Annotated in this window: 11 protein-coding genes and 1 tRNA gene; 6 read left to right on the forward strand and 6 right to left on the reverse strand. The window is 64.1% G+C overall.

All coding sequences use genetic code 11. The features are described from left to right. The 5 genes from ACQI46_RS17815 (at position 1) to ACQI46_RS17835 (ending at position 4,794) form a co-directional block, all read left to right on the forward strand. A complete protein-coding gene (locus ACQI46_RS17815; protein ID WP_427095356.1) occupies positions 1–744 on the forward strand; it encodes a pseudouridine synthase in 744 nt (247 codons plus the stop codon). Continuing rightward, entirely contained in the window at positions 741–1,427 is a 687-nt protein-coding gene (gene cmk, locus ACQI46_RS17820) for a (d)CMP kinase (RefSeq protein ID WP_427095357.1), read from the forward strand. The genes ACQI46_RS17815 and cmk overlap by 4 nt, the downstream gene beginning before the upstream one ends. Continuing rightward, the gene (gene der, locus ACQI46_RS17825) at positions 1,424–2,839 is read left to right on the forward strand and encodes a ribosome biogenesis GTPase Der (protein ID WP_427095358.1); all 1,416 of its coding nucleotides are present in this window, start codon (positions 1,424–1,426) and stop codon (positions 2,837–2,839) included. The genes cmk and der overlap by 4 nt, the downstream gene beginning before the upstream one ends. Positions 2,840–2,864: 25 nt before the next feature. Next, positions 2,865–3,647 (forward strand): sulfite exporter TauE/SafE family protein, encoded by a 783-nt coding sequence (locus ACQI46_RS17830; protein WP_427095359.1) that lies wholly within the window; start codon positions 2,865–2,867, stop codon positions 3,645–3,647. Between the two features lie 214 nt (positions 3,648–3,861). Further along, positions 3,862–4,794, forward strand: coding sequence for a sulfite exporter TauE/SafE family protein (locus ACQI46_RS17835; protein WP_427095360.1), 933 nt, complete (start codon positions 3,862–3,864; stop codon positions 4,792–4,794). Here the strand turns inward: ACQI46_RS17835 and ACQI46_RS17840 are convergent. Further along, positions 4,774–6,258: a cryptochrome/photolyase family protein gene (locus tag ACQI46_RS17840; RefSeq protein WP_427095361.1), complete on the reverse strand. Its 1,485-nt coding sequence runs from the start codon at positions 6,256–6,258 to the stop codon at positions 4,774–4,776. The genes ACQI46_RS17835 and ACQI46_RS17840 overlap by 21 nt on opposite strands. 107 nt (positions 6,259–6,365) lie before the next feature. Here ACQI46_RS17840 and ACQI46_RS17845 point away from each other — a divergent pair. Continuing rightward, a tRNA-Pro gene (locus ACQI46_RS17845) sits at positions 6,366–6,439 on the forward strand. A gap of 354 nt (positions 6,440–6,793) precedes the next feature. On the opposite strand, the gene ACQI46_RS17850 is transcribed toward ACQI46_RS17845, so the two are convergent. From ACQI46_RS17850 to ACQI46_RS17870, 5 genes are all read right to left on the reverse strand, one after another. Continuing rightward, on the reverse strand, positions 6,794–7,492 hold the full coding sequence (locus ACQI46_RS17850) for an SIR2 family NAD-dependent protein deacylase (protein WP_427095362.1): 699 nt from the start codon (positions 7,490–7,492) through the stop codon (positions 6,794–6,796). Positions 7,493–7,665: 173 nt separating this feature from the next. After that, the gene (locus ACQI46_RS17855; RefSeq protein WP_427095363.1) at positions 7,666–8,715 is read right to left on the reverse strand and encodes a ParA family protein; all 1,050 of its coding nucleotides are present in this window, start codon (positions 8,713–8,715) and stop codon (positions 7,666–7,668) included. A gap of 14 nt (positions 8,716–8,729) precedes the next feature. Beyond that, on the reverse strand, positions 8,730–9,755 hold the full coding sequence (locus ACQI46_RS17860; RefSeq protein WP_427095364.1) for a DNA methyltransferase: 1,026 nt from the start codon (positions 9,753–9,755) through the stop codon (positions 8,730–8,732). Positions 9,756–10,928: 1,173 nt separating this feature from the next. Beyond that, on the reverse strand, positions 10,929–11,543 hold the full coding sequence (locus tag ACQI46_RS17865) for a hypothetical protein (RefSeq protein ID WP_427095365.1): 615 nt from the start codon (positions 11,541–11,543) through the stop codon (positions 10,929–10,931). 243 nt (positions 11,544–11,786) lie between these two features. Then, positions 11,787–13,079, reverse strand: coding sequence for an MFS transporter (locus ACQI46_RS17870; protein ID WP_427095366.1), 1,293 nt, complete (start codon positions 13,077–13,079; stop codon positions 11,787–11,789). Positions 13,080–13,121: the final 42 nt, after the last annotated feature.

The raw sequence follows: 13,121 nt of genomic DNA on the forward strand, positions 1-13,121 counted from the left end.
ATGACCGACGGTGAAGGTGTACGCCTGCAGAAAGTGTTGTCGCAGGCCGGGATTGCGTCTCGGCGCGTCGCGGAGAAGATGATCCTCGACGGCCGGGTCGAAGTCGACGGTGAGCTGGTCACCGAACTGGGCACCCGGGTGGACCCGGCCAAGTCGGTGATCCGCGTCGACGGCACCAGGATCGCCCACGACGAGACGCTGGTCTATCTGGCGATCAACAAGCCGCGTGGCATGCACTCGACGATGTCCGACGACCGCGGCCGCCCGTGTGTCGGAGACCTGGTCGAACACCGGGTTCGCGGCAACAAGAACCTCTTTCACGTCGGCCGCCTCGACGCCGACACCGAAGGGTTGTTGCTGCTGACCAACGACGGTGAGCTGGCCCACCGTCTGATGCATCCCTCCTACGAGGTGCCCAAGACCTACCTGGCCACCGTCGTCGGTGCGGTGCCGCGCGGGCTCGGCCGGAAGCTGCGCGCCGGCGTGGAACTCGACGACGGCCCGGTCCAGCTCGACGAATTCGCCGTCGTCGACACCCTGCCCGGTAAGTCGCTGGTGAAGGTGACCCTGCACGAGGGGCGCAAGCACATCGTGCGTCGCCTGCTGGCGCAGGTCGGGTTCCCGGTGCAGGAACTGGTTCGCACCGACATCGGTTCGGTGACACTGGGGGAGCAGCGCCCGGGCAGTATCCGCGCGCTGACTCAGAAGGAAATCGGCGACCTGTACAAGGCGGTCGGGCTGTGAAACGCACATTGGTGGTGGCCATGGACGGCCCCGCTGGAACCGGAAAGTCCACGGTGGCAAGGGGTTTGGCCACAGCATTGGATGCCAGCTATCTCGATACCGGTGCCATGTATCGCATCGTGACCCTCGGCGTGCTGCGTCGCGGCGTCGACCTCACCGACCCCCAGGCCATCGCGGCAGCGGCCCGCGACGTCGACGTTGCCGTCGGCGACGATCCGCAACAGGACCGCTGCTACCTGGCCGGTGAGGACGTCTCGGCCGAGATCCGTGGCGACGCCGTCACCGCGGCCGTGTCGGCGGTGTCGGCGGTCCCCGAGGTGCGCAGCCGGCTGGTCGCTCTGCAGCGGGAATTGGCCGCAGCGGCAGGGTGTGTCGTCGTCGAAGGACGCGACATCGGCACGGTCGTCCTGCCCGATGCCGACGTGAAGATCTTCCTCACCGCGTCGCCGGAGGTGCGGGCGCAGCGACGCAACACCCAGAACGTCGCCAACGGTCTGCCCGACAACTACGACGCGGTGCTGGCCGATGTGAAGCGGCGCGACCACCTGGATTCCACTCGCGCGGTGTCTCCGCTGCGCGCCGCCGACGATGCGGTGATCGTGGACACCAGCGACATGAACCAGACCGAGGTGATCGCCCATCTGACCGGGCTGGTCGAGCAGAGAGCGGGTGCAACGCAATGACGATCGAGGACGGTTCGGACGGCACCTGGGTCGATGAACGCGACTGGGAGCTCGGTTCGGACGAGATCGCCGAGGCCGTCGAAGAGGTCTCGGCACCGCCGCCGGTGGTCGCGGTCGTCGGCCGGCCCAACGTCGGCAAGTCCACGCTCGTCAACCGGATCCTGGGGCGGCGTGAGGCGGTCGTGCAGGACGTGCCCGGCGTGACCCGCGACCGGGTGTCCTACGACGCGTCCTGGGCGGGCCGGCGGTTCGTCGTGCAGGACACCGGCGGTTGGGAACCGGACGCCAAAGGCCTGCAGCAGCTGGTCGCCGAGCAGGCCTCGGTGGCCATGCGCACCGCCGACGCGATCATCTTCGTCGTCGACAACGTCGTGGGCGCCACCACTGCCGACGAAGCCGCAGCCAAGATCCTGCAGCGCTCCGGCAAGCCAGTGTTCTTGGCCGCCAACAAGGTTGACAACGACCGTGGGGAAGCCGACGCCGCGGCGCTGTGGTCGCTCGGGTTGGGCGAGCCGCACACGATCAGCGCGATGCACGGCCGCGGCGTGGCCGATCTGCTCGACGTCGTCATCGACGCGTTGCCGACGCAGTCGGAGGTTTCCGCCGGTACCGGCGGCCCGCGCCGCGTGGCGCTGGTCGGCAAGCCGAACGTCGGCAAGTCGTCGCTGCTCAACCGGTTGTCGGGCGACGAGCGTTCGGTGGTGCACGACGTCGCCGGCACCACCGTGGACCCGGTGGACTCGCTGATCGAGATGGACGGCAAGCTGTGGCGGTTCGTCGACACGGCGGGGCTGCGCCGCAAAGTCGGTCAGGCCAGCGGCCACGAGTTCTACGCGTCGGTGCGCACCCACGGGGCGATCGATTCCGCCGAGGTCGTGATCGTGCTCGTCGACGCCTCGCAGCCGCTGACCGAGCAGGACCAGCGGGTGCTGGGCATGGTCATCGAAGCCGGCCGCGCGCTGGTGCTGGCCTTCAACAAGTGGGACCTGGTCGACGAGGATCGGCGGTACCTGCTCGACCGGGAGATCGACCTGCAGCTTGCGCAGGTGCAGTGGGCCCCGCGGGTGAACATCTCGGCCAAGACCGGCCGCGCGGTGCAGAAGCTGGTGCCGGCCCTGGAGACCTCGCTGCGATCGTGGGACACCCGGATTTCGACCGGGCAGCTCAACACCTTCTTCAAGGAAGTGGTGGCCGCGACGCCGCCGCCGGTGCGCGGCGGCAAGCAGCCGCGAATCCTGTTCGCGACCCAGGCCGCGTCGCGGCCGCCGACGTTCGTGCTGTTCACCACCGGCTTCCTGGAGGCGGGCTACCGCCGCTTCCTCGAGCGTCGGCTCCGGGAGACGTTCGGGTTCGAAGGCAGCCCCATCAGGATCAACGTCCGGATGCGGGAGAAGCGCAAGCGGACGCGTTGACCCGTCTCCCGCTAGGGTGAGCGAAATGCCCGTCCTCGACATGCTGCTCATAGCGCTGGCGGGTGTCGGGGCAGGAGCGATCAACGCACTGGTCGGCTCCGGAACCCTGATCACGTTTCCGACCCTGGTCACGCTCGGCTTCCCACCGGTGACCGCGACGATGTCGAACGCGATCGGCCTGGTGGCCGGCGGGGTGTCGGGGACGTGGGGCTATCGACGGGAACTGCGCGGTCAGTGGCGACGACTGCGCTGGCAGCTGCCGGGCTCTTTCATCGGTGCGTGCGGCGGTGCCTGGCTGCTGCTGCATCTGCCCGAAACGGTGTTCGCCCAGGTCGTCCCGGTCCTGCTGATCCTCGCGCTCGCGCTGGTGGTCGTCGGCCCGCGCATCCAGACGTGGGCGCGCCGGCGCGCCGAAGCCGCCGGGCGCTCGGCCGATCATGTCTCCGCGGCCCGGATGACAGCGCTGGTCGCGGGCACATTCGCAGTCGGGGTGTACGGCGGTTACTTCACCGCCGCGCAGGGGATCCTGCTGATCGCCGTGATGGGCGCGCTGCTTCCCGAGGACATGCAGCGCATGAACGCCGCCAAGAACCTGCTGTCCCTGGTGGTCAACGTGGTCGCCGCGGTGGCCTACACGCTGGTGGCCTTCGACCGCATCAGCTGGGGCGCGGCGGGGCTGATTGCCGTCGGTTCGCTGATCGGCGGGTTCCTCGGCGCGCACTACGGTCGGCGGCTGTCGCCGAACGCGTTGCGCGCGGTGATCGTGGTGGTGGGACTCATTGGGCTGTACCGATTGTTGACCGTGTAGTCTGACCGAGGTTTACGACTCGAGTAGTAGGGACTGTCGATGGCTGATCGTGTGCTGCTGGCACCGGCGCCGTCCGACGTGTCCGCGCTCGAGCCGTTCTGGCCGTCTCGGCGGCTCATGGCCTTCGACGAATGGTGTTGTCCGCGTCCCTGACGCGCAGCCATCCGTCCGTTGCGTCGCCGCCTCACGGTGACCAAGCTCCCCGAAAGCAGCCATGCGTTCGCTTCTGATCTTCACGCTTGTCGGTGCCGGCGCCCAGCTTGTCGACGGTGCATTGGGCATGGCCTTCGGCGTCACCGCGACGACCCTGCTGGTGCTGTCCGGCGTGGGCGCCGCCCAGGCCAGCGCGGCGGTGCATCTCGCCGAGGTGGGCACCACGTTCGCCTCGGGGCTGTCGCACTGGAAGTTCAAGAACATCGACTGGCGCCTGGTGCTCAAGCTGGGCGGGCCGGGCGCGGTCGGCGCGTTCCTGGGTGCGACGGTGTTGTCGTCGCTGTCCACCGAGCACGCCGCGCCGCTGATGGCGGCCATCCTGGTGGCGATCGGTACCTACGTGCTGTTGCGGTTCTCGCTGCGTACCCCGCTGACGTTGGGCGCGCGCGGCACCAGTCACAGCGCGAAATTCCTTGCCCCCCTGGGACTCTTCGGTGGCTTCATCGACGCCTCCGGCGGTGGGGGCTGGGGTCCGGTGACGACGAGCACCCTGTTGTCCCAAGGCAAGACGGCGCCGCGCACCGTCATCGGCTCGGTCAGCGCCTCGGAGTTCCTGGTCGCGGTGTCGGCGTCGCTGGGCTTCCTGGTCGGGCTCCGTCAGGAATTCCTGGAGAACTGGCCGGTAGTGGTCGGGCTGATGATCGGCGGCGTGGTCGCCGCGCCGTTCGCGGCCTGGCTGGTGAGCCGGGTCAGCCCCGCGCTGCTGGGGACCGCGGTCGGTGGCGTGATCGTGTTGACCAACAGCCAGAAGCTCGTGCATTTCTTCGACATCCACTGGCCGTGGTCGACGGCGATCTACACGCTGATCGTGGTGGCGTGGGCGTCGCTGGTGGTCTACGCGTGGCGGGTGTCGCGGGCACCGCAGTCGGTTCCGGTGGCCGCTGAGATTGCTCCTGCGCCAGCGGAGCCCGAATCAGAACCGCTCACGCGCTGACTCCTGCTCCAGCACCGCGTCGAGATCGCTGAGCCGCTCCATCGACGACACTGCCCGGCGGGTGCGGTTGTTGCGGGCCAGCCGGTCGCGATGGCGGTGGGTAAAAGCCCAGTAGCCCGCGGTGAACGGGCACGCGTCGTCGCCGAGGCGCTTCTTCGGATCAAATGCGCAGTCGCCGCAGTGATCGCTCATCTTGTTGATGTAGGCGCCGCCGGAGGTGTACGGCTTGGTGGCCAGGAGTCCACCGTCGGCGTGCTGGCTCATGCCGACCACGTTCGTCGGCATCACCCAACGGAATCCGTCGACGTAGGCGGTGGCGAACCACTCGGTGAGTTCATCGGGTCGGTAGCCGCGCTGCAGTGCATGGTTGCCGAGGATCATCAGCCGCTGGATGTGGTGGGTCCAGCCGCGGTCGTGGACGCCTGTGAGCGCGTGGCGCAGGCATTGCGCGGTGACCGCGTCGGCGTCCAGGTCGGCCCACCAAGTCGGTAGCGGGGTGCGGGCGTCCAGTTCGTTGTGGTCGGTGTAGTCCGGCCCGAAGTGCCAGTAGAGATGCCACATGTATTCGCGCCAGCCGAGGATCTGGCGGATGAAGCCCTCCACGGCTTGTAGTGGTGCCTTTCCGTCGCGGTAGGCGCGTTCGGCGGCCTCGACGGCGTCGAGCGGGTGCAGCACGCCGAGGTTGAGCGGCACCGACAGCAGCGAGTGGGCCATCGCCCAGTCCTGGTTCATCATCGCGTCCTCGTAGCGCCCGAAGGCGGGCAACCGGTGCTCGATGAAGCGGTCGAGTGCACGTCTGGCTTCGGCCGGGGTGACGGCGAACAGGCGCGGTCCGTCGGCACCGACCGTGTCGAGGTCCATCGCGTCGAGGTCTCTGCGGACCCCGGCGTCGATGGCGTCTTCGCGCGGTCGGTACGGGGGAGGCAGGTCGAGCGTGGACTGCTTCTTCGGCGGGGCTTCGCGGTTGTCCTCGTCGAAGTTCCAACGGTTGCCGACCGGCTCGGCACCGTTCATCAGCACGTCGAAGCGGCGGCGCTGGTCGCGGTAGAAGTCCTCCATCCGGAATCGGGTGCGGTTGCCGGCCCACTGCTCGAAGTCGCTGCGCGACATCGCGAATGTGGGCGTGGGCAGCACCTCGGCGACCAGGCCTTGGTTTTCGAGGCGGTGCACGAAGCGCTCCGCGGCGTGGGACGTGGGCTGGTGGACCAGCACCGGCCTGCCGAACCGGTGCAGCGCTTCGGTGTAGCTGTCGGCCTTGAGGAGGGTCGCCCGGTCGCCGAGATCGTGGGCGGCGTGCCTGAGGGCCGACAGCACGAGGTGCAGCTTCTGGCGGTGATAGCGCCTTTTCGCCAATGCCGAGGTCGACTCGATGAGCAGCACCTCGCGATGGGCGTGTGCGCCGCCGTGCACCGCCGGACCGAGCTGGTCGGCGAACAGCCACAGCGGGGTGTCGTCGGTTGGCACTGTGCCGACAGTAGGTGGGCCGCCGCCGCCCCTGACGTGGCGGTTGGGATTCCGTTGTCACGCTGATGTAAGCTTTCGACCGCCTACCGGCGATCCCGGAGGCACCGCGGGCTGTGGCGCAGCTTGGTAGCGCACTTGACTGGGGGTCAAGTGGTCGCAGGTTCAAATCCTGTCAGCCCGACAGGCGAAGTTGCAGGTCAGAGGCACTTTCTCAATCGCGAGGAAGTGCCTCTTTGCTGTCTCAAACCGGCGCGGGCCAAACGCGGGCCAAACGCAATCTCGAAGCTGGCGCGGTCGCGTAGCCAGCAATTTGCCTCCGGCGGATACGGCATCGAAGTATCGGCGGTACGCCTCGCAGCCGGCTTCAGTCGGCGCTGGCAGTCCCCGCCGGACACCCCTCACTCGCGATACTTCGGCGAGCGGGACCGGCGCGAGGCCGTCAGACCGCTCGTCGCCACGTGGTGCGTGCTCAGCGGACAAGAGAGGCCAATCCGGCACCGGCGGCAGCCCGTCGCTTCCGCTGGGGCAACGAAAGCTATACGGAGCCAGTGACGCGCTGTTCCTCAACCGTCTCGGCCAGTTCTGACAGGCTATCTGCAACCACTTCATGGCCAGCGGAGGCATCGTATTCAACCAGATTAATTCCGTATGCTTCTGACATCGCTCTGCCGACAGCTTCGTGATGTGTGCCAGAAGGAACCACGGCATAGTGCCGGAACGACTCGTCGCCGCCGAAGTTGCTCGTCTCGAGGAGCAGTTGAATATCCGGATCGGAGAGACTATAGCCGATAAAAAGCAGAGTATTGGTCGCGAAAAGACTTTGAATGAGCGTGAAGAAACGAGGGTTGTCGGCCCTAGCCTTGAAGTACTCCGACCTAGTTAATACGGTGTGCTCGGGACTCTTAACTGAACCATGCAGTTTAAGTATGAGCCGCATGGGAGATCGTAAGTTATTGATCAATCCTTTATCGTAATAATTAAGTACCGTGTATCCGTCGCTTGCAGCGCCCCGAACACATAGGTCCTCGTATGCAGAGTCGTAGTTCGTTGTCATAACAATACGCTGGTCAAGGCGAAGAACGGCGTCGTGGAGCACACCTGTCCGGAGGTTTCTGAACTCCTGCCGTAGAATTCGCGCATACTCCTGGCTTGTGAGTTTAGACCGGATTATTTGGGCTGCATCAAGGTAGCGTTCACGCTCGACCAGATAAGCAATTCGCTCTTCATCTTCCACTGAACATGTGGCTGCACTGGCAAGTAGCTCCAATAACCTCTTCCAAGATGGAGTTGTGTCGAAAGCATCAGGCGACAATTCTCGCCTACAAGCCATCGTGGCGCCGGCGCCCAGAAACGGAATGACACGGCGGCCGCAGAGTTCGTCGACTAACGCCTGGTCCCATGTAATAGTCATGCTGACGCACTCGCCAGTTCGATGTTCTTCAGAAAAGCGTCGGCGACGTCGGAGATCATGGCCTTATACGATTCCTGCTGTCGATACTGGGAGCCTACCAGGCCATCCTTCGAAGAAAGGCCTGAGATGGGGACGGCATTCTTTTGAGCCAAGGGAACTAAACTGTACAAGTGGGGGATATCGCCGAGATTAAGCTGATCTTGTTTGTTGCGGAGTGGAGCGGGGATAAACGGGGTTAACGACTGCTCTACCTGCTCCGGTACAAGAGTGCGAATGTCTTCATACGCTTTCGTCGCTCGCCGGTTACCCCCGTAGGACTTGGTAATGTACTGCTGAACGATATAGCCGATGTAGCCGCCACCAATCCTAGGCGGCTTTATATGCGGGAAATGCGTTTGCCATTGGGTTCGTTTGTCTCCATCGACACCATCCCACGAATGTTGGAAATCGTCGATCCATTTCTTCAGCCAGTTCGAGATGTTTCGGATGCCAATAATGCTGAAGATATCGGAGCTTAGCGGGGTGAGAAAGTTATCGCACCCGACCAGGACTGATCTATTAATTGATCCGAGGCTTGGGCCTATGTCGTAGAACGCGAAGTCGTAACCATGCTCGCTCAACACCGTCCGAAGTGCGGAGTTCCATGAGGTGCGGCGGAATCCCTCGATGTCCCTAGCGGTAAGTGACTTCCAGGCGTCCGCCAGCCGATCCTCAGTGATGGCAAATTGCGGGTCGCCAGCGATCAGATCCACGCCGAAGCGGTTATCGGACGCTCTGAAAACGCTAACATTCGCGTCGATGTCGGATTCGCCATTGTCGATTGGGGCAAGTATTTTCGATATAGTCGAGAATTCAGAGGTAGATTCCATGTATAGATCGGCTGCGGCGTCCACCCCCAGCAACAATTGGGTAGAATTGCACTGAGGGTCACAGTCCACGACGATGACCTTTTTTCCTCGCTCAGTCGCTAAAAACGACGCAAGATTGCAGGTGAGCGTTGTTTTCCCGACGCCACCTTTATTATTAAACATGGCGATGCTCTGCACGCGGTCTCCAACCCCTATTTGATGATCTGGTACTGCAGTAGCAGTTCGGAGGTGCTTCCTTCGCAGCCTTTGCGTACGCGCCTCCGGCTAGGGATCGGGCTTACGAAGCTTCCGACTTCTTTGTATGATTCGCCGCTGTCTAACACGAGAGAGTCGACAAGTCCCGCAAACGGCCGCCGCGTTGTGTTGGTCTTGTCGCCGGCAAGAATGCACAGCGTCCCTCCCGGCTTCAAGAGGCGCGACCAATCGGCTAGCCATTTGATGGACCGATCGAGGAAGACGTTCAGACGAGGGGAAACGAGGCTATCTAAGTATTGCCAATTGGGGTACCCAAGTAGTTCCAGGCGGATCCGATTATCTCGGCCATAGTGGAGTTGGCCCATGTACGGAGGACTCGTGATAATGGCGTCAAAGAGCGACTCTCCGTCTATCGCGCCGGAATCGCCATGCAGCACTATGCCCTCTTCCTGCACTTTACCTAGAGCGGGCAAGCGACTGATCGCGCGGTCGATTTTCCGCGCAAGTCGGGACTCCACGTCACGATACTCGTACAGTTCTGGGAACAACTCCTTGGGGAAAGACTTGCTGCGGAGATACGGCACGGTATGACTGGCTGGAAACGACAAGAAGCCGGGACGCTGGTGATGCGCTATTCCCATCAAGCAGGCGAGACCGAAGCTGTCGTTCTCGTCCTTTAGGACCTTCACCCAAGCCAGCAAACTAATCAGGGTATCGGGATGGTACATGCTGCGAAGTTCTTCGCTTACTTCCGCGGAAGACACCTCCGACCGTAGTTGATCGACGCGGGGGAGGTACTTTTCTACGAGATCGTCTCCGCTTGAAGGAAGGGCACCATTCAATGCAGCTACTTTGGCCTCCGACAAGAGGACAGCATACGGATTGAGGTCGGTGCCGGTCGCAATTCGTCCCTGTGACTGTGCCTCCAGAAGCACGGTCCCCGATCCGCAAAAAGGATCGTAAACGCGGTCCCCTGGATTTGTACACGCATCGACCGCCCAAGCTGCAAGCTCTGGTCTCATCTTCCCGAGGTAAGGTGACAGCTCGTGCAGCGATGACGGTCTGTTGTTCGCGTGAATAAGCGCTCGGTTCCCTGCCCGCCGGTCCACGCTCGGACCTTACCCGGTTGTTTCCGTTTAGCAGCGCGACATGGATCAAACACGCCGAAGGTGGCGGCACTCTTCCGCCTATGGCAACTGCCGCCGCACTACTTTGCGAGTGATGAAGACAGGGGCCCGTCGGGCCGCCCCATGCAAAGCTCGACCTGAAACGTTAAGTCCGGTCCACGGACGCTCTATCGGTAGACGTTTGGGCGCTTGAGACAACTCAGGCCGCCGGTGTCGCGACAGTGTTGTACGCAGCGTTCTGCTGACCCGGTAAGTGCTCGAACGGGGGACGTCTTCGGGGGGAGACCCTCAGCGTGATCAACGAGCGCGGCATACCTGCGAGCATCGCAACCGGCGGAGCATTCGGGCCACCTTCGATTAGCCCATTTGCCAATGGAGCTCGTGGCGTTGGAGCCATCTGGATGCCTGCCGACGCATTCGTCAATTTGTGTGGCCCGGGACATCGCGGTCTCGAGCGCAACGCGTTCTTGCTGTGACCATGACCAACAGAGCCGAGCTGCTCCCTGCTGTGTTTAGGCGTTGTTCCCCAAGAGGCGTTTGCGCGACGCGCCGGAGCGCTGGCCAAACGCGGGCCAAACCAGCGCCGAAACTCCGTGTGGGTACACACAGACCCGCCGAAGCCCGTGCTGGGTCGAAAGTCTTTGAACGCCAGCGCTTCTGACGGCCGCGGCGGGCGTCTGCGAGCGTCGGCGATTGAGTCGGAAAAAGGTGGGGGTCAAGTGGCCGCAGGTTCAAATCCTGTCAGCCCGACCAAGAAAACCCGCTCCGACCAGCAACGGAGCGGGTTTCTGCGTCTAACAGAGTGCTCGCCGAAGCGGTGTGGTGTCCAAGTGGGCCGCAAGTGCCCCTGTGCGCGGCCACCAGGCGGTCCTCGTACCACGCGACCCCGAGTGCCAGCGCCTCGGCGCGCTGACGGGTCTGAAGGGTGCGTTGCATTTCAACGAGTTCGGCTGGCATCGGCAGGTCGCGACGGCTGCGGCGGCTTCGACCCCATCGACGAGTCCCGCCGAAAGTCGAGCGCTTACCGGCTCGTTACGGCCGCAGCAGTGCGCCCGGACTACCGCGCCGTCAGTCGCTGACCGTCAGCATCGTCGGATGCCGGCCCTCGACAGACTCGGGATCCTCCGCTGCGGGACGACTGCGCTTGGCCGAGCGCAGCACGCGCGCGGCGGTGGCATCCAGGCTCTTTCGACTGGCGAACCCGGCGGCGGCCGCCGCCTCGGTCCAGGTGCTGCCCGAGATCGCGAGTTGTGCGGCGTGGGCGAGTCGATCACCGTTGGGTCGGGGAGGCAGAGCGGCGAGTGCGACCAGTATCTGGTGTGCGCGAGCTAGCCGGATATACGTCTGCTCCCACTCGAGCATGGCCTTCGTCCTCTTCGGTTCCGAGCCTTCTGCGGCGGCGTCCCACGCCGGCCCGTCTTTGACGATCAATGGACTCGTTGCGCGGTTTCTCGCGCGGTCGGTGATCCACGCGGTGATCAGATGCTCCAGGGCGAGCACGATCCAGAGGTACCGCTTCGGTTCGAGTTCCCGGCGCAGCGACATATAGGCGATCCCGCCCGTCCGCAAAGCGGTTTCGACCGTGATCAGCTCCCACTGCTCGGGGCGGAAGTCGCTCAGATACTCGAGCGGGATCTCGCGTTCGTCGAGGCGCGTCTTCGCGTGCGGTATCTCCAGACTCAACCCGGCGAGCCCCTTCAGGTACTCGCGTGCCGTGTCGAACAGGGGAGCCGGGCCGCTCGATATGGAACCGCACAGTGCGGACCTTCGTCATGCCTGATCACCGTCCCTGACAAAACGAGTCGTGCATGGCGTCGGTTTTGCGCAAGCGCAGTCCGGGCATTGGCACGGCAGCCATCTGCTCACCGTTGTCGAGCACTTTCATCAGGCGCAGTGTGGCAGGGGGCACCGACATCGTTGTCGGTGTCAGACATCCTCCAGTCGGATGCCCTTGGTCTCCTTCATGAAAAAGCATGCGACACCCGTGAGCGCGGACAGGACCATGATGTAGACGCCGAAGACCCAGCCGAGGTCCCAGCTGAGCAGCAGCTGGTTCAAATACGGTGCGGTGCCGCCGAATACCGCCACCGAGAACGAGTAGGCGAACCCGATGGACTGCGTGCGCAGGTGGGTGGGAAAGCTCTCGGACAGCGTCGAGGACAGGATGCCTCCCGGGATCGCGACCACCAGCAGCGCCACCGTCGCCGCGACCAGCAGCGTCCATCCTTCCGACGAGATGAGCATCGTCAACGGAATCTGCAGGACGAACATCAACACCGCGAACGCGGCCAGCATGGGCCGTCGGCCGATCGAATCGGACAACCGGCCGAGGAACGGCAGCGACACCAACGCGACCAGCTGCGCGATCACCAACATCCAGTAGGCGATGTCGGGATCCATGTCCTGCTCAGTGATCGCATAGGTCGAGACGTACGACGTCCAGGTGTAGTGCGCGGCAGTGACTCCCGACGTCATGGCGATCATCAGCAGGATGGCCCGCGTCACCGTCTTGCGCGGTACCGAGGGGGGCTCCGGGGTCTGCTGATCGGCATCGAAGACGTCACTCTCGTCCATGCTGCGGCGCAGGTACAGCGCGACGAGGGCCAAGACCGCGCCCAGCAGGAACGGGATACGCCAACCCCATTCTCCGACAGCAGATTCGGTGAGGGTACTGGTGATGACCCCACCGACGGTGTACGCCAGCACCGATCCGCCGAAGATGGCGATGAAAGCGACGCTGCCCCACATCCCGCGGCGATTCGGCGGGGCGATCTCGCCCACATACGAATACGCGGTCGCCGACTCCCCGCCGTGGGCGAAACCCTGCATCATTCGGGCCAGCAACAGGATCGCTGAGGCCCACGTGCCGATCGCGGCGTAGGTGGGCAAGAGCCCGATGACCAAACTGCCGGTGGCCATCATCAGCATGGTCGTGACAAGCACGAACTTGCGGCCGCGTTTGTCGGCGATCCGGCCGAACACGATGCCGCCCAGCGGGCGCATCAGGAAGCCGACGGCGAACACGGCCAGCGTCGACAGCAGGGCCGACACCGGATTGTCCTGGCTGAACATCGCGGCGGCGATGAACGGCGCGAAGACCGCGTACGCGCTCCACTCGTACCATTCCAGGACGTTGCCCACCGAACTGGCGATCAGGGACTTCCTGCGGGAGGCCATGGTCGGCCCGGTCCGTGTCTCGCCGGTGATCCTGCCAGTCATCGTGGGTCACTTTCTCGCGAGATACCGCGGCACTGCGGGGCT

The sequence above is a fragment of the Mycobacterium sp. SMC-4 genome, from assembly GCF_050205565.1.
GTDB lineage: Bacteria > Actinomycetota > Actinomycetes > Mycobacteriales > Mycobacteriaceae > Mycobacterium.